General features: G+C 61.3%; 18 protein-coding genes and 1 tRNA gene. 11 read left to right on the forward strand and 8 right to left on the reverse strand.

The window, feature by feature from the left end; all coding sequences use genetic code 11:
- Positions 1 to 246: 246 nt before the first annotated feature.
- Both PMX21_RS06740 and PMX21_RS06745 read right to left on the reverse strand, forming a co-directional pair.
- Positions 247 to 331 (reverse strand) — tRNA-Leu (locus PMX21_RS06740).
- A 31-nt stretch (positions 332 to 362) separates the two neighbouring features.
- A complete protein-coding gene (locus PMX21_RS06745) occupies positions 363 to 986 on the reverse strand; it encodes a hypothetical protein (protein ID WP_215674702.1) in 624 nt (207 codons plus the stop codon).
- Between the two features lie 163 nt (positions 987 to 1,149).
- Here PMX21_RS06745 and PMX21_RS06750 point away from each other — a divergent pair, with 163 nt between their 5' ends.
- Together PMX21_RS06750 and PMX21_RS06755 are read left to right on the forward strand one after the other, a co-directional pair.
- Positions 1,150 to 1,437: a PTS sugar transporter subunit IIB gene (locus tag PMX21_RS06750; protein WP_006235903.1), complete on the forward strand. Its 288-nt coding sequence runs from the start codon at positions 1,150 to 1,152 to the stop codon at positions 1,435 to 1,437.
- Between the two features lie 11 nt (positions 1,438 to 1,448).
- Positions 1,449 to 1,823 (forward strand): VOC family protein, encoded by a 375-nt coding sequence (locus PMX21_RS06755; RefSeq protein ID WP_117855452.1) that lies wholly within the window; start codon positions 1,449 to 1,451, stop codon positions 1,821 to 1,823.
- 74 nt (positions 1,824 to 1,897) lie between these two features.
- On the opposite strand, the gene PMX21_RS06760 is transcribed toward PMX21_RS06755, so the two are convergent.
- The 3 genes from PMX21_RS06760 to PMX21_RS06770 are packed head-to-tail and all read right to left on the reverse strand — an operon-like array spanning position 1,898 to position 4,524.
- The gene (locus PMX21_RS06760) at positions 1,898 to 3,193 is read right to left on the reverse strand and encodes a sensor histidine kinase (RefSeq protein ID WP_271748326.1); all 1,296 of its coding nucleotides are present in this window, start codon (positions 3,191 to 3,193) and stop codon (positions 1,898 to 1,900) included.
- A complete protein-coding gene (locus PMX21_RS06765; protein ID WP_271758811.1) occupies positions 3,177 to 3,962 on the reverse strand; it encodes a response regulator transcription factor in 786 nt (261 codons plus the stop codon). Before PMX21_RS06765 ends, PMX21_RS06760 begins: the two co-directional genes overlap by 17 nt.
- Positions 3,963 to 3,981: 19 nt before the next feature.
- Positions 3,982 to 4,524, reverse strand: a complete 543-nt coding sequence (locus tag PMX21_RS06770; protein ID WP_271758813.1) for a UBA domain-containing protein — start codon at positions 4,522 to 4,524, stop codon at positions 3,982 to 3,984.
- A 334-nt stretch (positions 4,525 to 4,858) separates the two neighbouring features.
- On the opposite strand from PMX21_RS06770, the gene PMX21_RS06775 reads away from it, so the two are divergent.
- Entirely contained in the window at positions 4,859 to 5,098 is a 240-nt protein-coding gene (locus tag PMX21_RS06775) for a hypothetical protein (RefSeq protein WP_196033640.1), read from the forward strand.
- 85 nt (positions 5,099 to 5,183) lie between these two features.
- Entirely contained in the window at positions 5,184 to 5,909 is a 726-nt protein-coding gene (locus PMX21_RS06780; protein WP_271758816.1) for a metallophosphoesterase family protein, read from the forward strand.
- A gap of 15 nt (positions 5,910 to 5,924) precedes the next feature.
- On the opposite strand, the gene gluQRS is transcribed toward PMX21_RS06780, so the two are convergent.
- A complete protein-coding gene (gene gluQRS / locus PMX21_RS06785; protein ID WP_271758818.1) occupies positions 5,925 to 6,929 on the reverse strand; it encodes a tRNA glutamyl-Q(34) synthetase GluQRS in 1,005 nt (334 codons plus the stop codon).
- Between the two features lie 555 nt (positions 6,930 to 7,484).
- Here gluQRS and PMX21_RS06790 point away from each other — a divergent pair.
- The gene (locus PMX21_RS06790) at positions 7,485 to 9,428 is read left to right on the forward strand and encodes a DUF2207 domain-containing protein (protein ID WP_271758819.1); all 1,944 of its coding nucleotides are present in this window, start codon (positions 7,485 to 7,487) and stop codon (positions 9,426 to 9,428) included.
- 492 nt (positions 9,429 to 9,920) lie between these two features.
- Here the strand turns inward: PMX21_RS06790 and PMX21_RS06795 are convergent, their stop codons facing one another.
- Positions 9,921 to 10,562 (reverse strand): GNAT family N-acetyltransferase, encoded by a 642-nt coding sequence (locus PMX21_RS06795; protein ID WP_055310399.1) that lies wholly within the window; start codon positions 10,560 to 10,562, stop codon positions 9,921 to 9,923.
- 277 nt (positions 10,563 to 10,839) lie between these two features.
- Here PMX21_RS06795 and purH point away from each other — a divergent pair, with 277 nt between their 5' ends.
- From purH to PMX21_RS06815, 4 genes are all read left to right on the forward strand, one after another.
- The gene (gene purH, locus PMX21_RS06800) at positions 10,840 to 12,447 is read left to right on the forward strand and encodes a bifunctional phosphoribosylaminoimidazolecarboxamide formyltransferase/IMP cyclohydrolase (protein ID WP_271748991.1); all 1,608 of its coding nucleotides are present in this window, start codon (positions 10,840 to 10,842) and stop codon (positions 12,445 to 12,447) included.
- Positions 12,448 to 12,552: 105 nt separating this feature from the next.
- Positions 12,553 to 13,260 carry a hypothetical protein gene (locus PMX21_RS06805; protein WP_271748990.1) on the forward strand — a complete coding sequence of 236 codons (708 nt, stop codon included), beginning with the start codon at positions 12,553 to 12,555 and terminating at the stop codon, positions 13,258 to 13,260.
- Positions 13,261 to 13,433: 173 nt separating this feature from the next.
- Entirely contained in the window at positions 13,434 to 14,105 is a 672-nt protein-coding gene (locus PMX21_RS06810) for a response regulator transcription factor (RefSeq protein WP_271748989.1), read from the forward strand.
- 9 nt (positions 14,106 to 14,114) lie between these two features.
- Positions 14,115 to 15,158, forward strand: a complete 1,044-nt coding sequence (locus PMX21_RS06815; protein ID WP_271748988.1) for a sensor histidine kinase — start codon at positions 14,115 to 14,117, stop codon at positions 15,156 to 15,158.
- Between the two features lie 311 nt (positions 15,159 to 15,469).
- Here PMX21_RS06815 and PMX21_RS06820 read toward each other — a convergent pair whose 3' ends face one another.
- Positions 15,470 to 15,907 carry a universal stress protein gene (locus PMX21_RS06820; protein ID WP_006235921.1) on the reverse strand — a complete coding sequence of 146 codons (438 nt, stop codon included), beginning with the start codon at positions 15,905 to 15,907 and terminating at the stop codon, positions 15,470 to 15,472.
- 249 nt (positions 15,908 to 16,156) lie between these two features.
- Between PMX21_RS06820 and PMX21_RS06825 the strand changes: the two genes are divergently transcribed.
- Together PMX21_RS06825 and PMX21_RS06830 are read left to right on the forward strand one after the other, a co-directional pair.
- Entirely contained in the window at positions 16,157 to 17,137 is a 981-nt protein-coding gene (locus PMX21_RS06825) for an undecaprenyl-diphosphate phosphatase (RefSeq protein ID WP_271748987.1), read from the forward strand.
- Positions 17,138 to 17,492: 355 nt separating this feature from the next.
- Positions 17,493 to 20,393, forward strand: coding sequence for an ATP-dependent helicase (locus PMX21_RS06830; RefSeq protein ID WP_271758821.1), 2,901 nt, complete (start codon positions 17,493 to 17,495; stop codon positions 20,391 to 20,393).
- Positions 20,394 to 20,784 lie beyond the last annotated feature (391 nt).

A 20,784-nucleotide genomic window follows, 5' to 3' on the forward strand; every position in this document is an offset into this window, starting at 1 on the left:
ACCCTCTCGGCTAGTATAAGGCCATTTGGGAGTTTCCATCGGAAAATGTGGGAGACAACCACGTTTTTCCATCGGAAAATGTGGGAGACAACCACGTTTTTCCATCGGAAAATGTGGTAGGAAACTCATTGGGCGGGCGGAAAAGTAGTCAAAAAAGCCCCGTCCCAAATGAGCTGCTCTGCAGTTGACGGCGTCCAAAAGAGGCGAGCCCGCATCCCTTGGGGACACGGGCTCGAAAGCTCCATATGGTAGGGGCGGTGGGACTCGAACCCACAATCCTTGCGGCGAGAGATTTTAAGTCTCCTGCGTATGCCAATTCCGCCACGCCCCCGTGAGACTAGAAGTCTAGCACAAGCCGTCCGTTACGCGTTGACGGCCATCGAGTGTTGGCCTGACTTCTCCAGGAACTCTTGGAACTTGGCTTCGTCGCCTTTGTTCTTGTACTGCAGGGCCAACAGGTATTCCAGGCGGCAGCTCTTGACCTTGTCGTCACCGGCATCCTCGAGCATGCGCTCCAGCTCGGGAATGTCGTTGTGGCGCTTGAGGATCATCGTGTCGTACATCAGCTGGCACTCGTGCGCGACCGCCTCGGCCTGACCGCCCTCAAAGCCCTTGATCTCGTGCAGAAGCTCCTTGGACTTTTTGCGGTCCTCCTGGCCAACATAGTAGTTAAAGGCCTTAATCACCAGGTCGACGCGCTGCATCTTGGGGAGATTGAGTCCCAGCAGCAGGTCGAACATCTCGCTGGCGCGCTCGTGGTCCTCGCGCAGCAGATAGGAGTTCAGACGCAGGTAGTCGCGGTTGTAGCGCGGGTACAGCATGCTGGTGAGTTTGCCGTCGAGCAAACGATCGAACTCGTCCCACTGCTTGGCAGCCATAAGCTGCTGCAGGCGCTTAAACGTGGTGCGTTTTTTGACGCTAAAGAACACCGACACGGCGATGCAGATGATAACGACGGCGGTCCAGAGGGTGCGGGAATCGGGCATATTAGGGTCCTTAGTCGCTCATAAAGCGAGCGGTATGACAACACGTACTAGATGTATTATACGCAGCGCGCAAGCAAACTGGCATAAAAGCTCATCGAGGCCGAGTGCCATCGCTCGCTGCGGTACACTTACCTAAAGTAAACCATGAAGGGAGACATTACCTATGAAGAAGATCGTTTTGGCTTGCGGTGCTGGCGCTGCTACTTCCACGCTCGTTGCCCAGAAGGTCGCTACTCTGCTCGACGCCAACGGTTATGCCGACAAGTACGAGATCGTGCAGTGCGCCATCTCCGAGGCCAAGGATTACTGCGACGAGGGCGCCGACCTGCTGATCGCCACCACCGTTGCCCCCGAGGGCCTCACCTGCCCGTACGTGAGCGGCGTGCCCTTCATGACTGGCATGAACCGCGTCGCTGCCGAGAAGGCCGTTCTCGACGTCATGGCTCAGTAGGCGCTGACTGTATGAATGAGCAGAACGCCAATCCGGTCGAGCTCTTTGGCATGCGCGTTGCCCATGTGGGCATTAACGCCACCGACCCGGCAGACGCCCTGGAGATCGCGGAGCTGTTCTCGACGATGATGGGCCTGCCCGTCATCGAGACCCCGGTTTCGTACTTCAACGATTCGCTGGTCGAGATCATGAAGCAGAACGGTCGTGGCACCAAAGGCCACATCGGCTTTGCCGTTAACGACATCGATGCAGCTGAGAAGTGGTTTGCCGAGCGCGGGCTCGAGGTCAACGAGGAGTCGCGCGTGCTGCTGCCCGACGGCGGCACCAAGCTCGTGTACTTTAAGCGCGAGTTCGCCGGCTTTGCCGTGCATCTGTGCCGCGAGTAGCGCACAAGCTGCCATAGCTGGCAAAAAGGGATAGGGCCGCATGGCCTTATCCCTTTTTTATGCCGAGGGGCTTCCTACCGCGGCAGGCGAATCGTAAAGCGGCTGCCGACGCCCTCGACCGAGGTCACGCCGATGACGCCGCCGTGGCTATCGACGATCCACTTGGCGATGGCGAGCCCCAGGCCCGAGCCCTGCGCTCCGGCATCGCGCGCGTTGTCGGCGCGGTAGAACCGCTCGAACGCGTGAGCTGCGGATTCCTGATTCATGCCGATGCCCTCGTCCTCAACGCTTATGTCGATCGTGCCCGCGCCCGCATCCGGCGTCATGTCAAACGAGATGGATGTGCCCGCGTCCGAATACTTGGCGGCGTTCTGCACGATCACGCGCAGGGCCTGCTTTACGAGTGCCACGTCGACAGGCGCGTCGCAGCGCGGGTCGCTGGCGAGCGCGGCGTCAAACGCCAGCCGATACGTGTGCGCGGCATCGATCATCTGCGATTCCTCGCAAACCTCGCCGACCAGCGCGGCCAGGTTGGTATTCGCGCGCCGCAGTACGGTGCGTCCGGCATCGCCGCGTGCCAAAAACAGCAGCTGCTCCACAAGCTCTTGCATGCGCTCGCTTTCGGCTTTAAGGGACGCGATGGATTCCGCCAGCACGTCCGGGTCGTCCTTACCCCAGCGGTCGAGCATGTTCACGTAGCCCTGAATCACCGCGATGGGCGTGCGCAGCTCGTGGCTCGCGTCGTTGACAAAGCGCATCTGCTGCAGCTTGGCCTCTTGCATCTGGCGCAGCAGGCGGTTGAGTGCGACCTCGATGCTTGCCAGGTCGGCGTCGCCGGTAGTGACGCTCGGCGAGTCGACGCTTGCGCGCTCGATGGCCTGCTCCAGTGTTTCCATTTTGCCGCCGGCGAGTTGCATGCGGCCGAGTTCGTCCACGCGCAGGGCCAGATCGTTGAGCGGCGCCATGGTGCGGCGCACGCGGCGGGCGCCGCCGAGCATGTTGAGCACGCTGATGACCTGCCAACCCACAACGACAAGGTAAAGAGGCCATAGCGCGACGAGGTCCTGCGCGAGGGGGAAAGTCTTGGTGGTGCGCGCAAGCTCGACGGTATAGGTGAGCGTTGCCAGGTCCCAGCCGCGCGCGGGCGTCAGCGACATGCCGTGAACGGTGGCGCTGGGGATCCATCCTGCGGTAAACGCGCCGTTGGGCAGCGTCTGGTTGTATCCATAGACAAGGATCGCCGCCACAATCACTACTAGCAGCAGATCGAGCCAGACGTAGCTTATCAGGCGGCGCCACATATAGCCCCAGTTGATGGCGCGGGCGATGGAGGTGACGCGCTTGGCCTCGGCGTTACGCGCGGCAGACATAGCCCACCCCGCGCACGGTCTGGATGATGCGGGCGCCGCCGGCGTCCTCGATCTTGGCGCGCAGGTGCGCGATGTGCACGTCGACGTTGTTGGTGTCGCCTACATATTCGTAGCCCAGCGACTCGTGCGCGATGCGTTCGCGCGTGAGCACGCTGCCGGCATGCGCCATAAGCAGGGCGAGGACATCGAACTCGCGGGCCGTGAGCGCGATGGGCGAGCCGCCGACCGTGACTTCGCGGCGGTCGGGATCGAGTGCGACCGAGCCCACGGCGAGCGTGGCGGGGGAGGGCACGGCAGAGGTCTTGGCCGAGTCGCCGACCGGGGACATCGCAGCGGCGTTCCCGGCCGCGCCGCCCGCCATACCCACCCCAGCACCGGCGCCGCCAACGCCCGAAGCCGCCCGCACGGCTTCCGAGCGCTTCAGCGCCACGCGGATCCGTGCGAACAGCTCTTCAATCGCAAACGGCTTGGTCAGGTAATCGTCGGCGCCGGCATCGAGCCCGGCCACCTTGTCCATCACGGCATCGCGCGCGGTGACCATGATCACCGGCACATCCTTGTGCTTGCGTACGCGCCGCAGGACCTCCATGCCGTTGAGCTGCGGCAGCAGTACATCGAGCAGAATCAAATCGTAGTCGCGCTCCAGTGCCAGGTCCACGGCGGTGCGGCCGTCGGCGGCATGTTCCACCCGGTAGCCCTCGTGCTCCAGCTCGAGCGTCACAAAGCGGGCGATTTTCTCCTCGTCCTCTACGATCAGGATCCGTGCCATACGTGCCCCCCGTCTGCGATTACTTGTCGTCGTTGAGATTTTGCTTGATGTCGTCCGCGGCGTCGGCGGCGTGATCCATAAGGTTGTTGATGCTGCCGGGCACGTCGCCGTCGCTGTCGATGCGGTAGCGCATGCCAAAGAACAGGCCAATCAGCATCAGCCAAATCGTAGCGCCCCAGGCAAACAGGGCGATGATGGGGATCAGGATGGGGATGTTGAGGATGATCGCATCGCGGCGCGTGGCGATAAACTTGGTGTCCAGGCTCAGGCGGAAGAGCTTTTTGAGGTACTCCCATACGCTGTCCACCTTCTTGGAGAAGTCGGTCTTTTCGCTCGACTTCTCGTAGGCGGCCTGCGCGGCGACCATCTCGGCTGAAGGCTCATCGACTGGCGCGGACTCGGTGGCGGCGTGCGACGACGTGGTCTGCGTCTTGCCCTGCGACTCGAGCCAAATGATGGCGTCCAAAACGTTGCCGTCGGCGGCGTCGAGCGCGGCCTTGGCATCGGTGTAGCTCACGTTGCACTTGGTGCGGATGGTTTCAACTTTTTCGAGGTCGTCCATGACCTGTCCTTTCGTTCGATGGGCGCGAGCGTTGCGATCGGCGGCCTGCGTTGCGCGGCGCCGCCCCGCCCCTTGTTCGAACTCTATAGTGCAGGTTATAGATTAAGCGATTCTTGAGCCAAGATTAATGTTGGATGAGTTTTTGGGTAGCGGTGGGAAAAGTATTAGACCTCGATAGCGGGGGATGGGGTGCCGGTGCAAAACGGCGTCAAAGGTTGGTCGAGCAGGCGGTTTCTCCATTGATGTCCGCACGGCATGGGACACTTACCCTGCCGCCCTGCTCTGCCGCGGCGGCATGTACCCAAACAACGACCCTCTAAGGAGTTCGATACCAATGAGCGATAACACCAAGCATCTCGCAAAGAAGTGCGTCAAGGACGCGGGGCCGTGCCTCGCGTTGTGCCTTGCCGGCGCAGCGGTCGCGCTGCTGGCTGTTCTGGGGCCATTCGACGTGCTCCGAAGTGCCAGTTCTCTGCACGTTTGCATGGCCCTTGCCGGCGCCATGATGACCGGCGGCGTGCTCGATCTGGTTTTTTGGGTGCTTGACCCGTTTGGATGGAAGAACGAAGGGTAAGCCCTAAGGGATGGAAGGGCTGGAACGGTTGGCTTAGTGATCGTGCAGAATGTGGGCTAGCGACTTACAGGGAAGTGGTAATCCGATGACGGTCTATGTAACAGGCGATATTCATGGCGGCGCTGACATGCAAAAGCTCCGCGATTGGGAGCTTGGGGATAGCCTGGCGAGCGACGACTATCTCATCATCGCGGGCGACTTTGGCTTTCCCTGGGACTTTTCTACCGAGGAATGTGCCGATATTGCTTGGCTGGAGTCGCGCCCCTACACCGTGCTGTTTGTCGACGGCAACCACGAGCGTTTCGATCACTGGGCGGAACGCCCCATGGAGTTGTGGCACGGTGGGCTGACGCAGCGCCTGTCGGATACCTCGCCCATACGGCGCCTGACGCGCGGCGAGGTTTTTGAGCTCGACGGCTCAACGGTCTTTACCATGGGCGGCGCCACGAGCGTGGACAAGGAATACCGCATTCCGTATTCCAGCTGGTGGCCGCAGGAGCTGCCGGACGAGCGCAACTTTGAGGAGGCGCGGGCAAAGCTCGACAGCGTGGGCTGGACGGTCGACTACGTGATCACTCACACCTGCTCTACGCGCATGCTTTCGTCCACGCTTTATCCAGCGTCCGGCTGGAATTGCCCCTCCGTTGATCGGCTTACGGCATTTTTCGATGAGCTGGAAGACCGCTTGGACTACAAGCGCTGGTACTACGGGCATTTTCATCGGGATACCAACCCGGCCGAGCGTCACACCGTGCTCTACGACTGCGTCGTTCGCTTGGGCGACGAACTCCAGCCCTGGGATGTTGCGTAGAGGCGGGGTGGCTGGCTACTCGACCGTTACAGTGATGTTCTCCCGATGCGCGCGGATGACGTCCCAGCTAAAGTGCTCGACCAGCTGCTCGGCGGTACGCGGCGTGGTGTCCGGCGCGATGCCTGTTTGCCCGGCGAGCCATCCCAACAGTGCCTCGGGTGTGCCAAAGCGGGTGCGGAGCTCGCCCAGGTCCAGATCGCGATCGCGCTTGGAAAGGCGGCGGCCGTCCGGTGACATGAGCAGCGGAATGTGCGCGTAGTGCGGCGTGGGCAGTCCCAGCAGATGTTGCAGATAGATCTGGCGCGGCGTGGAACCAAGCAGGTCGCATCCGCGTACGATCTCGGTGACGCCCATGGCAGCGTCGTCGACCACCACGGCCAGCTGATAGGCAAACACGCCGTCGCTGCGGCGCACCAAAAAGTCACCGCACTCGGTGGCGAGTGCTTCGCATTGGGCTCCGTACGTGCGGTCCACGAATTCGATCACGTCGCTGGCGAGGTCGTCGACGGTGGGCACGCGCAGGCGCGTGGCCGGAGCACGCAGGGCACTGCGGCGGGTGATTTCATCAGCAGAAAGACCTCTGCAGGCGCCGCGGTAGATGGGCGTGCCGTCGCTGGCGTGCGGCGCGCTCGCGGCGTGGAGTTCGGCACGCGTGCAAAAACAGGGATAGGTGAGGCCGGCGTCTTGCAGCTGGCGCAGGGCGTCCTCGTACAGATCCAGGCGATCGTGCTGGTAGTAGGGGCCTTCGTCCCACTCGAGCCCCAGCCAGGTCAGATCGTCAATCAGTTGAGCGGCAAGTTCCGGGCGCTTGCAGCGATCGTCCAGGTCCTCGATGCGCAGCACGATGCTGCCGCCCTGGCTGCGGGCCGAAAGCCACGAGCACAGGCAGCTGAACACGTTGCCCAGGTGCATGCGGCCCGAGGGCGACGGGGCAAAGCGACCCACGACAGGTGCGGGAGAGGGAGTCGTCGTTGGCGCGTCCGCGGCGGGCGTTGCTATGTTGCGTGCGTTGATATCCATGCGGACGAGTATAGCGCGGGGCGCGATGGGGAGGCGTCACTGTGTCCGCAAGTTGTCGAGGCCCCGCATTGCGTATGGTGGGCCGCAGGCTCGGTGCTTTGATTCCTGTCCATCAACTTGGCACTTTAGACAACAGAAACCCCGGCAGCTCTTCGCAACTGCCGGGGTTTCCGCGGAAAAGGGGGACATGATCCTCGAGCGAACGGGAAAGGGGCAACCGTTTTCGCTCAACTGCTTTATGCCCCTCGACTGGTGGCTCAATCAGCGCATGCCGCGCCCACACAAAGCCGCTACACCTGTGACGGAGCTGTGAAGTGGCATCTATTGCTGGCGCGGGACTCAGCTCAAGAGCGTCTCAAACGACAAATTTGTTGCTGTCTGTCGATTCAGCCCAATAATCCGTTTTCCTCCGTCCCCAATAGATCATTTTCCAAGTGTCGGGGTGCGGGCGTGACTTTCATCCCGTTTGGTGCTCCGGTCGCCTAGATGTACGTCATGTGTACCCGCAAACGTGGGACAATGGCGCTGTTGGTTTTACAGACAAAGGATGTGCCTATGAACGCCCCCGTTGCCAAGACCTGTCGGCAGCGCCACCTGTTTGCGCGATTCGCTTCCGTCTGCGTGCTCGTCGCGCTTGCCTTGTTGCTGCTGCCTGTCGCCGCGCACGCCGACGGCTACTCCATGACCCAAACCTATATCGGCGCCACGGTCGAGGCCGACGGCTCGCTGACCGTTGTCGAGGGACGCCAGTTTGATTTCGACGACGACATCAACGGCGTATATTGGGATATCAATACGGGCACCAATCAGCAGGGAGGCGCGGCGGGCGTCAATGTGCTGAGCGTCGAGGAAGACGACACCGCGTTTAACAGGGTCGACTATGCAAACAAAGGTGACAGCGGCGTCTATACGGTTGAGCAGTCCGACGGCGGCGCAAAGATCAAGGTTTTCAGCCCCCACGAGAGCGGCGACAGCGCGATCTATTACGTGAGCTACACCATGACCGGTGCGGTTATGAATTGGGCCGATACCGCCGAGCTCTACTGGAAGTTTGTGGGTGACGGCTGGTCCGCGGATTCCGACGATGTCGAGATGGAAGTGCACTTCGCAAATGCCGCTGCCGGGACGGCGGCCGTCAAGGGCGATAACTTCCGCGCATGGGGCCACGGTCCGCTGACGGGCGACGTGTCGCTCGATGAGGATGAGCCTATGGTCACCTATACCATTCCCTGCGTGCATCAGGGCGAATTCGCCGAGGCACGCATCGCCTTCCCCAGCGACTGGGTGCCGCAGCTTGCCGCTTCGGGCGAAGAGCGCATGTCAACGATCCTGAACGAGGAGAAGGAATGGGCCGACGAAGCTAACGCCCGCCGCGCTCACGCTCGCATGATTGCCAATGCACTTGCCGTGCTAAGTGTTGTCGCGGCGGTGGCCTTTACCGGCACAATCGTTGTGCTCAAGCTGCGCCGCCGCAAGCCCAAGCCGCTTTTCCAGGACGAATACTTCCGCGATGTGCCTTCGACCGACCATCCCGCCGTGCTTTCGGCCCTCATGAGCTGGAACGAGGTGCCCGATCAGGCATATATCGCCACGCTCATGAAGCTCACTGACGACCGTGTGATCAAGCTGGAGCAGGCGACCGTGACCAAGGCTAAGAAGGGCCTGCTGGGGCGCGAGAAAGAGGAGCAGACCTACCGCGTGACGGTGAGTGGTGCGGGCTGGAAGTCGGCCAAGGGCATTGACCGCACAGTGCTCAAGGTGTTCTTCGCTGGCGTTAAGCCCGACGAGAACGGCGACCGCTCGCGCACGTTTGATGAGCTGCAGCACTACGTCAAGCAGCACGCTACGCCCGTGGGCGACAAGCTCGAGGACTATCAGAACACCGTTAAGGGCAAGCTGGCCGATAGCGAGTACGTTGCCTCGGACGGCATTGTTGCAATGGTGTTTTGCCTGGTTCTTGGTATCCTGATTGCCTTTGTTCCCGTGGGATCCATCTTCTTTACCGATGGCGCACAGGCGAACATTACCGCCGCGGTTATCTCGGTGCCGATTGTGCTGGTGGGTATCGGCGTGGGCCTTACGTTCCGCCGCTTTACGCCGGAGGGCGCCGAGGTGGCGGCTCGCTGCAAGGCACTTAAGCATTGGCTCGAGGACTTCACGCGTCTAAAGGAAGCCGTCCCCGGCGATCTGGTGCTGTGGAACAAGCTGCTGGTGATGGGCGTGGCGCTGGGCGTTTCCAAGGAAGTGCTGCGTCAGCTTGCCGAGGCCGTGCCGCCCGAGGTGCGCGAGGCCGACGGCTTCTATGACAATTATCCCTGCTACTGGTGGTACTACCATCATTACGGTATCGAGTCTCCGCTCGATTCGTTCGATGACGTGTATCACGAGACCATCCGCGAGCTGGCTTCGAGTTCCGATAGCTCGAGCGGCGGCAGCGGCGGCGGCTTCTCGGGCGGCGGAGGCGGCGGCGTCGGCGGAGGCGGCGGCGGAACGTTCTAGCGCGCTCTGATTTTTGGGATGGATCTTCTCCGGCGACTGTTGGCGGAAAATCTATCCCATTTTTATGCTTTGAAATGGGTCTATCTTTCCGTTACGGATCCCCACACAGGGGGCAGTGGGCAAAAAATGCCAAATATGAGTACTGTTGCCATTATAGTGACATATATTTGCACTAAATAATGGGCTCCTAATGAGATTATCTCTCGTTAGGGGCCCATTTTATTGAACATTTGTGGAAATACGTCAGCTCGCCTGACTGGCTGCTATGTCTAAAAGCCTCTAAAATGCCCCAAATCGCTGCTACTAAAAAGGTAACAGTACTCATATTTGATGTTTTTTGCCCACAGCTATTTGCAGACCCCTCTATAGGGCGACGCCAACGAGGGTTTCGTCGACTGTGCTACTCAAGAATGTCCCCAACGACTAGGTGCGGTTGCTGCCAAGGAGTGTCCCGGGGTGCCGGCACAAAAGGAACGTCCCTAACTGCCGGGTTTAGGCTGTTAGATCGAGTTCGTAGAGGAAGCTTTCGCGCGGCATGTCGTGACGGCGCTCTTCGCGGTTGGCGCGGTGCGTGGCCGTGCGCTTAAAGCCGTGCAGCTCGTAGAACTTCCACGAGCAGTTGGAGTCGGTGTACAGGTGCGCCCTCGTCGCTCCAAGCGAGGACAGGTGCGAGACGGCGGCATCGAGCAGAACCGTGCCAACGCCCAGGCCATGGACATCGCGATCCACGGCAAGCAGTGTGACCTCGTTGTCGTGCGGCAACGGGCTGCTCTCGAGCAGGCGGTTGTTGGTTCGGATGGTTGCGCGCACAAACGAGAGATACTCGGCGCACGCATCGGGCTCTAGCTCACGCATCTGCGATAGCAGCGCGCGTTCGGTATCCATCCAATGCTCGTTGATAGTGGCGCCGGAGCTCTGTCCCGCACGCGCGAGCGAAATGCCACGCGCCTGACCGTCGATTACGGCAACCTGTGAAAACGTCGACGACGAAAGGCAATAGGCGAGGTCGCACGCGGCCTCAAGGCGGTTGTACTCATCGTTATCCGAATTGTTATGCCAAAGCTGCTGCAGAATCAGCGCGATGGCGTCGAAGTCTTCGGTATCAAACGGTCGGTAGAGAACCCGCGAGACCATGGTGCCTCTTTCTTTTGCGGATGCATATCGAGCACAGTTCTACCACGCCATTGGCATCTAATTATGGTGCCCCTGTGTTCCATGAACTCACCGTGCCCGGTGCCATGCCCATCCCCTCCGCTCGCAAACTTTTTCTGCACATGCGCCCGTTGCGGGGTGCATCGATGCGCTCGATGCGCTACATTAAATCAGTATTTTCAATGCCGCTGCGCGAGCGCTGCAGATCGACGTATCACCGACTCACAGAGCACGGCGGCGTACCAGACAGGAGGACTGCATGGGATCTGATGTGAAGATCGCACGCGCGTTGATCTCGGTTACCGATAAGACGGGCGTCGTCGATTTCGCACGGACGCTGGTTGACGACTTTGGCGTCGAGATCATCTCTACGGGCGGCACGGCTCGTGCCATCGAGGACGCGGGCGTTCCCGTAACCCCCATCGAGGAGTTCACGGGCTATCCCGAGATGATGGACGGCCGCGTTAAGACCCTGCACCCCAAGGTTCACGGCGCGCTGCTGGCTCGCCGCGATTCCGAGCAGCACATGCAGGAGGCGGCTGAGCACGGCATTAAGCTGATCGACCTGGTCGTCGTCAACCTGTACGAGTTCGAGAAGACCGTTGCCAACCCCGAGGTCACCTTTGCGGACGCCATCGAGCACATCGACATCGGTGGCCCCTCCATGCTGCGCTCTGCTGCCAAGAACGCCGCGAGCGTTACCGTCATCTCCGACCCGGCCGACTATGATGCCGTCCTGGCCGAGATGCACGAGACCGGTGGCTGCACCACGCTTTCCACCCGTCGTCGCCTGCAGGTGAAGGTCTACCAGACCACCGCCGCCTACGACACGGCTATCTCCCGTTGGCTTGCCGCCCAGGCAAGCGACGTGGCGGACACCTCTGCCAAGCTCGAGATCTCGCTGGAGAAGGTCGACGACCTGCGCTATGGCGAGAATCCTCAGCAGAAGGCTACGGTCTACCGCTTTGCCGAGGGCTGCGAGAACACCGCGAGCTCGCAATTCCCGCTCGTGGGCTCCGAGCAGATCCAGGGCAAGCCGCTCAGCTACAACAACTATCTGGATGCCGACGCCGCCTGGAACCTGGTCCGCGAGTTCGACGAACCGGCCTGCGTAATCCTCAAGCACCAGAACCCCTGCGGTTCCGCCGTTGCCGAGGACATCACTGCCGCCTACGACCGCGCTTTCGCCTGCGATCCCAAGAGCGCCTTTGGCGGCATCATCGCCTGCAACCGCGAGGTTCCCTATGAGCTAGTCGAGCACTTTGCCGATCAGAACAAGCAGTTCGTCGAGGTCATCATCGCCCCGAGCTACACTGCCGAGGCGCTCGAGCGCATGGCCAAGCGCCCCAACCTGCGCGTGTTGGCGACCGGCGGCGTGGACCACGGCGCCCAGGTGGAGCTGCGCTCCATCGACGGCGGCATGCTGGTACAGGAGGTCGACCACGTGACCGAGGATCCCGCGACCTTTACGTTCCCCACCGACCGCAAGCCCACCGATGCCGAGATGGCCGAGCTCGAGTTTGCCTGGAAGGTCTGCAAGGGCGTTAAGTCCAACGCCATCCTGGTTTCCAAGGGCAAGGCCGGCATTGGCATGGGCCCGGGTCAGCCTAACCGGGTGGATTCTGCGCTGCTGGCCTGCGAGCGCGCCGAGGACTTCTGCGAGCGCGAGGGTGTGGAGAAGGGCGGCTTTGCCTGCGCAAGCGACGCATTCTTCCCGTTCCGCGACAACGTCGACGTGCTTGCCGAGCACGGTGTGACCTGCATCATCCAGCCCGGCGGCTCCAAGCGCGATGACGAGAGCATTCAGGCCTGCAACGAGCACAATATTGCTATGGTCTTTACCGGCGCCCGCCACTTTAGGCACTAAGTTTCGCCCCGGAACAAAATAATCTCTGCAAAAGACGGCTGCTCCGTTTGGAGGGCCGTCTTTTTGGTATAAGAGGACGGAATGACTAACACGAAAGGTACAACCATGCCCCAGATTGATGATGCCGAGCTGTTTGGCAATGCCGAGGATCAGCGTGCGTACGAGGACTTTTGCGCCAATCAGGAGGCGGTCGAGAAGTTTACGCTCGACAAGCCCGCGCTTGTCTGCCGTTGGCGCATGTCCAATAAAAAGGTGCCCATGCTCAACCGCCACATTCGCGCACTGTCCGAGCGCCTGGTGCAGGGCGAGCCGCTTACCCATAACATGCTCAGCTGGGCCAAACAGCACGTTGAGTGGTCGCTTGCCGAGGGCGATTACACTGCGCACGACGGCGTACTCATGCTGGTGATCGACATCAACGGCAACGCCGCCATGACGGTGGGGGAGTACGAGCCGCTCGCCGATACGTCGGCCAAGGCGCTGCGTGCCCGTTCCGCCGAGGCCCGCTCCGAGGCCGACGAGACCGGCGTGGCGCCCGAGCTGCTCGCCGCCGTCAACAACGGCGAGCTTGCCTTTGTGGCGCCGGCGGACGAGTGCCTGTGCGGCACGGCGACGCTCATTGAGCAACTGGCCCAGACCAAGGGCATCCCGGTCACGCGCGTAGACATTCCCGCGCAGCTCAAGGGCGCGCTGTTCCTGGTGAGCGACGAGCACGGCGTGGTTGCCGCCGCCGACTCCGACTCCGCCGACTCCGACGCCGCCACGGTCGCCTTCTTCGCCGAAGGCTACGAAAAGCTCCGTGCCCGCCGCTAAATGATGTTTCTGGGACGGGGATTAAAAACTCATTTAATTCCCGTGCTCGTCGCGAGCGAGGGGCAAGCCTCTGCCACTCGCGAACAGTTCTGTCACTTTGGTGCCGCGTGAGGCGCGTATCTGCGGATCCGCGGTCATAATGGGCAAGACAACCAAGAGGGGGGGCGGAATCCATGGCGCTAATCTATATCGTTGAGGACGACGAACCCATTCGTCGTGAGCTTGTCGACATTCTTGCCCGCGCCGGGTTTGAAATCGAGGCCTGCGAATCATTCGAGCACGTCTCGCGCGATATTCTCGCTGCCGCACCCGACCTGGTGCTGCTCGACCTCACGCTTCCCGTCAAGGACGGCCAGCATATCTGCCACGAGGTTCGCCGCGAATCCGAGGTTCCCATCATCGTCCTCACGTCGCGCACGACCGAGATCGACGAGGTCATGGCCATGACGCTCGGCGCGGACGACTTTGTTCCCAAGCCCTATAGCGCCCGTGTGCTCGTGGCGCGCATCAATGCCTTGCTGCGTCGCACCGCGGCGGCGGGCGAGCGCAGCACGCTTGTCCACAAGGGCCTGGAGCTCGATCTCGCTCGCTCCATGGTCACCAACATGCAGACCGGTACCAGTACCGAGCTCACCAAAAACGAGCTGCGTATTCTCTCGCTGCTTCTGAGCCGTGCGGGCAAGATCGTCTCGCGCTCGGCCATCATGCAGGACCTGTGGGACTCCGACGCCTTCGTGGACGACAATACGCTCACCGTCAACATCAACCGCCTGCGCACCACGCTCGAAAAAATCGGCATCAAGGGGTATTTGACGACGCACCGCGGCCAGGGCTATTCGGTCTAGGGGCCGGCTATGTCGTTCGCCAAATTCTTCAAAGATGCGCTGCTTCCCGTCGCCGTGTGGACGTGCGGCGTGCTGCTGAGCTGCTTTGTGCTGACGGTCGCCGGCGCACCCGTTTCCATCGTGGTCGTGGCGGTCGGCGTGTCCTTTATCTTTGGCATGCTGGGCATCGTGATCGAGTACGCGCGCCGTCGTCGTTTTCTGCGCCAGCTGGAGCGTGCGGCAGAGGAGCTCGAGAGTCCCGCATGGGTGCAGGAGATGGTGCAATGTCCGACCTATGCCGAGGGCGAGCTCGAGTACGAGGTCTTGCGCCGGGTGGGCAAAGCCGCTTGTGACGAGGTTGCCGAAGGCAGGCGCCAGACCGATGACTATCGCGACTATATCGAGAGCTGGGTCCACGAGGCCAAGCTGCCTCTGGCGGCAGCCCATCTGATTTTGGAAAACCTGGACGGCAGCGAAGATGATCTGTCGCGCGTAGATGACCTCGGTCGCGAGCTTGCCCGCGTGGAGCGCTATATCGACCAGGCGCTCTACTATGCGCGCTCGGAGGTTGTGGAGCGCGATTATCTGATTCGACGTTGGAACCTCAAGGCTCTGGTGACGGGCGCAATCAAGGCCAATGCGCGCGAGCTCATCGCGGCACACGTGGCGCCGGTGTGCGAGAACCTCGACTTTGAGGTCTTTACCGACGAGAAGTGGCTCGAGTTTATTCTGGGCCAGCTCATTCAGAACAGCATTAAATATGCGCGTGAGGACGGCGCAAAGATCGTGTTTTCGGGTGCGTTGCTGGACGAGGGTCTGGCAAGCGAGCGCATCGAGCTTACCGTCGCGGACAACGGCTGCGGCGTGAGCGCGGCCGACCTGCCGCGTGTGTTCGAGAAGGGTTTTACCGGCGACAACGGCCGCACCACCAAGCGCGCAACGGGCATCGGCCTCTACCTGGTGGCGCGCCTGTGCTCCAAGATGGGCATCGACGTCACCGCAGCATCCGACTCCGGCAAAGGCTTCGTCGTAACATTCGCCTTCTCAACCAACAAGTTCCAATACTTCGAGTAGGCGGGCCGTCTTGCGGCACGGACGGCTATGTTCCCGAACGTGAACTTAGCTAAGGCAATTGGCGCCATGTTCCTGAACGTGAACACAACTATGGGGCTCAAATGAATCTCCCATAACAAAAACGTGCCGCCCCAAACAAAACGTGCCGCCCCAAACGGGGCGGCACGCCATCTTTTATCAGCCAACTCGCTGAAGTACGGTGACGAAGGCGCAAGGCCGGGAGGGGTTATCTAAGCCGACATCCCGCAGCCGCGAAGCGGCGAGGACGTCGGCGTGATAACCCCGCAGGCCTTGCGCCGGCGGGAAGGAACCTACTTCACGACCAGAATGTCGCAGTCGGTGTTGCGCAGCAGGAACGTCGAAATCGAACCCAGCAGCGCATACTTGATCGAGGACAGGCCGCGTGCGCCGCAGAGCACCAGGTCGGGCTTAACCACGTCGAGCATCTCGTCCTTGAGCGTCTCGCGAATGCGGCCGGCGCGAATCATGACCTCGACCTCGGGAATGTCGGGATTGGCCTTGGCCTCTTCGAGCTGCTTGGCGATAGAGTTCTTAAATGCCTCCTCTAGGCCGTTGACCAGATCGACCGGATAGGAACCGGCGCTCTCGAGCGCCGTGGAATCGATAACGTGGCCGATGATTAGCTTGGCGCCGTTGTTCGCGGCGACCTTGATGGCGCGTGCGAGCACAAAATCCTGCTGCTCAGTACCGTCGAGTGAAACAAATACCTTGGTGTAGCCCTCGTTCATGGTTTCCTCCTTGGTCTATCGCACGGGCGCGGGGCTCGTGCGTCGGGCGGGCGCGGGCGCGTTGGCCGCCGGACACTTTATCTTGTTGCAGTTATACCCAAGGATTTCGGTTTGACTGCTCGCAATTCTGTGAACGGGCGAGTTTTTTGGTAAGGGTAGGCGCGGTCGCACCGCCAACGGTTGATAATGGGACATCGCCCGCATCGTCCTCAGAACATCTACCGGCGGGTGTCTAACGAGGGGGTCCCTTTGGATATTATCGAGCTTCTAAAATCTGCCTTCATGGGCCTGGTCGAGGGCATCACCGAATGGCTGCCCGTCTCGTCGACCGGTCACATGATCTTGGTGGACGAGTTCGTCAAGATGAACGTGAGCGAGACGTTCTGGAACATGTTCCTGGTCGTGATTCAGCTTGGCGCCATTTTGGCCGTCTGCGTCCTGTTCTTCCATGAGCTCAACCCGTTTTCTCCCAGCAAGGGCAAGGAGGGCCGTCGCGACACGTGGGTGCTGTGGGGCAAGATCGTGCTCGGTTGCATTCCTGCGGCGGCAATCGGCCTGCCGCTCAACGACTGGATGGAGGAGCATTTCTACAACGCTCCCGTCGTGGCGCTGGCGCTCATTGTGTACGGCGTGCTGTTTATCGTGATCGAGAACTGGCGCGCGAGCAAGCGTGAGGAAATCGCCGTTGCCGGTTCGTTTGGTTCGCGTGCTGTGGTGTCGGGTGGACGCCCTGCCGGTGCGCACTTTGCGGCGCCCGCCGCGGCTACCGCTGAGGATGAGGACGATGACGAGGATCTGGACTTTGGTTCCATCACCACGCTCGAGGACCTGAGTTGGAAGACCGCACTGGGCATCGGATGCTTCCAGGTGCTCTCGCTGATTCCGGGCACGTCGCGCTCCGGTTCCACCATCATCGGCGGCCTGCTTTTGGGCTGCACGCGTTCGGTGGCGTCCAAGTTTACGTTCTTCCTGGCCATCCCTGTCATGTTTGGCGCGAGTGCGCTCAAGCTGGTCAAGTATTTCATCAAGGGCGGTACGTTCGGTGCCAACGAGGTCGCCATCCTGGGCGTGGGCTGCGTTGTGGCCTTTGTGGTTTCGCTCATCGCCATCAAGTGGCTTATGGGCTTCGTCCGCCGTCACGACTTTAAGTGCTTCGGTGTTTACCGCATCATCCTGGGCATCGTGGTGCTCGCATATTTCTTCGTTCTGGAGCCGATGCTCGGCCTCTAACTTAGTCGACGCTGCGCGGCGGCCAGGGAGACAACTTGTCATTCGAAGGGGGCGGCATGACCAAAAGGTCTATGCCGCCCCCTTTTCATGCCAATTTGTTCGCCCTGGCCGCCGCTCGCTACCGTTGCCATGACATCGGTGGCTCCGTGATTGGTGCAATGGGGCCAGGTTTCTTTGCACCAATGTGGTGCAGACTAACCTGACCCCATTGCGCCAAATCCGCTGGGCGGGCCTGACGGTGGCGCACGGAGTCGTGGTGTGATTTGCGTCGGTGTCCGCGCGGCTCGGTATACTGGTACGGCTCAAACTATGGCGCTGCCCGCAGGCGCGCCGTCCGTCAGATGAGGAGTCGCCCATGACCCAGCCCTTGCCCTGGGAAAAGAACGCCGCGGTACCCGTGCCGCCCACGCCGGAACCCGTGCCGCTCGATGCATACACCGCCCCCGCTGCGCCGGAGCCCGAGCTCGTCCCGCTCGACATCTACGACGCTCCCGCGCCGGCACCCAAACCCGCCAAGCCGCTCGTCGACCTCGACAGCCTTAATCCCGCCCAGCGCGAGGCGGTCCTGACCACCGAGGGTCCGTTGCTGGTCCTTGCCGGCGCCGGCTCGGGCAAGACCCGCGTCTTGACCTTCCGCATCGCACATATGCTCGGCGACCTGGGTGTTAAGCCCTGGCAGATCCTTGCCATCACGTTTACCAACAAGGCCGCGGCCGAGATGCGTGAGCGTCTGGCGGCGCTCATTCCCAGCGGCACCCGTGGCATGTGGGTGTGCACCTTCCATGCCATGTGCGTGCGTATGCTGCGCGAGGACGCTGACCTGCTGGGCTACACCGGTCAGTTCACCATCTACGATGACGACGATTCCAAGCGCATGGTGCGCGATATTATGCAGGCGCTCGGTATCGAGCAAAAGCAATTCCCCATCAATATGATCCGCAGCAAGATCAGTTCGGGCAAAAACGCCATGATCGGCCCCGAGGACATGCTCAAATCCGCCGACAGCCCCAACGACAAAAAGGCCGCGCAGGTCTACCTGGAACTGGAGCGCCGCCTGCGCGCCGCCAATGCGATGGACTTCGACGACTTGCTCGTGCGCACGCTTGAGCTGCTGCGCACCCGCCCCGAGGTGCTCGATAAGTACCAGGAGCGTTTCCGCTACATTAGCGTCGACGAGTATCAGGACACCAACCACGTCCAGTACGAGATCGCCAACCTGCTGGCCGCCAAGTACCAAAACCTCATGGTCGTAGGCGACGATGACCAGTCCATTTACAGCTGGCGCGGCGCCGACATCACCAACATCCTGGACTTTGAGAAGGACTTTAAAAACTGCAAGACCGTCAAGCTGGAGCAGAACTACCGCTCCACGGGCCATATCCTGAGCGCCGCCAACGCCGTGGTGCGTCACAACTCGCAGCGCAAGGACAAGCGCCTGTTTACGGCCGAGGGCGACGGCGAGAAGATCCAGGCCTTCCAGGCAAGCGATGAGCGCGACGAGGGTCGCTGGATTGCCGGCGAGATCGAGAAACTGCATGCCAAAGGCACGAGCTATGACGATATCGCCGTGTTCTATCGCACCAACGCCCAGTCGCGTATCCTCGAAGATATGTTCCTGCGCGCGGGCGTGCCCTACAAGATTGTGGGCGGCACGCGATTCTTTGACCGTGCCGAGATCCGCGACGTCATGGCCTACCTCAAGATGATCGTGAACCCGGCAGACGAGATGAGCGTCAAGCGCGTCATCAACACGCCGCGCCGCGGCATCGGCTCCACCTCGATCCAAAAGATTGAGCAGCTGACGCGCGACAACCGTTGCTCGTTCTTCCAGGCCTGCGAGATCGCAACGGCCGAGACGGGCATGTTTAGCGCCAAGGTGCGCAATGGCCTGTCGAGCTTTGTGTCGCTGGTGCGCGAGGGTCGCCGCATGGACGGCGAGCTCAAGGACGTCGTCGAGATGATTGTCGATAAGACGGGCCTGCTGCAGGCTTTCCGCGCCGAGGGCACCATGGAGTCCGAGAGCCGCGCCGAGAACATCCAGGAATTCCTGGGTGTCGCTGCCGAATTTGAGGAGACGCACGAGGATATCGAAGGCACGCTCGAGAGCTTGGAAGAGCTGCGTGCTGCTGGTGTTGCCGATGTGCCCGCCGACGTTGAGCCCGAGCCCGTCGTGGTGAGCGCGTCTGCGCCCGAACCGGGGCCATCTGCGCCCGCGTCTTCGTTTGAGGCGCTCGTTGGCGCGCGTGACGCCGCGGGCTCTAATCCGCTCGATAGCTTGGCCGCTCCGGCGCTGTCTCCGCAGGATGCCCTGGCCGCCGCCATCGCGGGCAACGCGTATGCCGTGCCAACAGAGTTGCCGGCGGGTGCCGTGCATGCCGACGAGATCGAGCGCACCTACGGTCCGCTCACCTGTAAGGCGCTGCCGGCGCTCATGGAGTGGCTGGCTCTGCGCTCCGACTTGGATTCCCTGGCCGGCGAGACGCATGCCATCACCATGATGACCATCCACTCCGCCAAGGGCCTGGAGTTCCCGGCGGTGTTCGTGGCCGGCATGGAGGAGGGTATCTTCCCGCACGTGCACGACTTTGGCGGCAGCGATGACCCGGGTAAGCTCGAGGAGGAGCGTCGCCTGGCCTACGTCGCCATCACGCGTGCCCGTAAGCGCCTGTTCTTGACCTATGCGGCCACGCGTCGCACCTACGGCTCGACTTCTGCCAACCCGCGCTCGCGCTTCCTCAACGAGATTCCGTTTGAGGATATCGAGTTTAGCGGTATCGGTTCTGCCGGTTTTGAGGGCACGGGCTGGGAGAAGCGCGGCGACCGTCACGGCACGTTTGGCTCGGGTATGGGCTCGGACATGTATGGCGGCAAAGTGTTTGGCTCGCATACGCGCTCGACCGGCGGCTCTGGATCGCGCAGCGGATCGAGCTTCGATGACTTCTTTGGTGGTAGCACTTATGGCACCGAGCGCCATCGTGGGGTTTCGCCCGATGCCGGCCGTGTTGCCTCGACCTTTGACTCGGGTGCGCCGCGAGCCAAAAAGCCGTCGTCCAAGGTGTCCCCGACGGTGGAGCGCAAGGTCGATCGTGCCAGCGCATCGCAGGACTTTACCGCGGGCGATACCGTGAGCCACAAGACTTTTGGCACGGGTACCGTGCTCTCGGTCGTCGGAGACATGATCGAGGTCCAATTCGAAAAGACCGGCCAGACCAAAAAGCTAATGAAAGGCTTTGCACCTATAGTGAAACTGACCTAGGCGGCTTTCCCAGGCACGGCACCTCGGCCTTCAATCGTCGGGCATGACCTCAAGGTCTATGCCCTCCTCTTTCAGGCCGATCTGCCGCACCTGGAAAACCCGTACATCTGGCTAGACGGGCGCGCCGGGGGCTTTGGTCGCCTGCTCGGACAGTCCTGCGCAAGACGGAGGGCACATTAAGTGGCCTCCTTTGCGTGCGGAACTCGCGATCGATGTTGCCCTATACGCCCGCCCAGGTCCTTAGATAACGTTGCTTGCTGGCGTTGCTCTGCTCGTTCGCTTTTTGATCTGGAGAGCCGGGTGGGCTGATAGATTGAACTGCCTCCCATTTCTTGGACATGAGAAATGGGAGGCTTTTTATGCGTGTCGACTTGAGGGTGAAGCACGACAT

This window comes from Collinsella aerofaciens, from assembly GCF_028209885.1.
Taxonomy (GTDB): domain Bacteria; phylum Actinomycetota; class Coriobacteriia; order Coriobacteriales; family Coriobacteriaceae; genus Collinsella; species Collinsella aerofaciens_BA.

Coding starts and splice junctions, on each gene's coding strand:
- PMX21_RS06745 (WP_215674702.1), bottom strand. CDS start 986: ATGCCCGATTCCCGCACCCTCTGGACCGCCGTCGTTATCATCTGCATC.
- PMX21_RS06750 (WP_006235903.1), top strand. CDS start 1,150: ATGAAGAAGATCGTTTTGGCTTGCGGTGCTGGCGCTGCTACTTCCACG.
- PMX21_RS06755 (WP_117855452.1), top strand. CDS start 1,449: ATGAATGAGCAGAACGCCAATCCGGTCGAGCTCTTTGGCATGCGCGTT.
- PMX21_RS06760 (WP_271748326.1), bottom strand. CDS start 3,193: ATGTCTGCCGCGCGTAACGCCGAGGCCAAGCGCGTCACCTCCATCGCC.
- PMX21_RS06765 (WP_271758811.1), bottom strand. CDS start 3,962: ATGGCACGGATCCTGATCGTAGAGGACGAGGAGAAAATCGCCCGCTTT.
- PMX21_RS06770 (WP_271758813.1), bottom strand. CDS start 4,524: ATGGACGACCTCGAAAAAGTTGAAACCATCCGCACCAAGTGCAACGTG.
- PMX21_RS06775 (WP_196033640.1), top strand. CDS start 4,859: ATGAGCGATAACACCAAGCATCTCGCAAAGAAGTGCGTCAAGGACGCG.
- PMX21_RS06780 (WP_271758816.1), top strand. CDS start 5,184: ATGACGGTCTATGTAACAGGCGATATTCATGGCGGCGCTGACATGCAA.
- gluQRS (WP_271758818.1), bottom strand. CDS start 6,929: ATGGATATCAACGCACGCAACATAGCAACGCCCGCCGCGGACGCGCCA.
- PMX21_RS06790 (WP_271758819.1), top strand. CDS start 7,485: ATGAACGCCCCCGTTGCCAAGACCTGTCGGCAGCGCCACCTGTTTGCG.
- PMX21_RS06795 (WP_055310399.1), bottom strand. CDS start 10,562: ATGGTCTCGCGGGTTCTCTACCGACCGTTTGATACCGAAGACTTCGAC.
- purH (WP_271748991.1), top strand. CDS start 10,840: ATGGGATCTGATGTGAAGATCGCACGCGCGTTGATCTCGGTTACCGAT.
- PMX21_RS06805 (WP_271748990.1), top strand. CDS start 12,553: ATGCCCCAGATTGATGATGCCGAGCTGTTTGGCAATGCCGAGGATCAG.
- PMX21_RS06810 (WP_271748989.1), top strand. CDS start 13,434: ATGGCGCTAATCTATATCGTTGAGGACGACGAACCCATTCGTCGTGAG.
- PMX21_RS06815 (WP_271748988.1), top strand. CDS start 14,115: ATGTCGTTCGCCAAATTCTTCAAAGATGCGCTGCTTCCCGTCGCCGTG.
- PMX21_RS06820 (WP_006235921.1), bottom strand. CDS start 15,907: ATGAACGAGGGCTACACCAAGGTATTTGTTTCACTCGACGGTACTGAG.
- PMX21_RS06830 (WP_271758821.1), top strand. CDS start 17,493: ATGACCCAGCCCTTGCCCTGGGAAAAGAACGCCGCGGTACCCGTGCCG.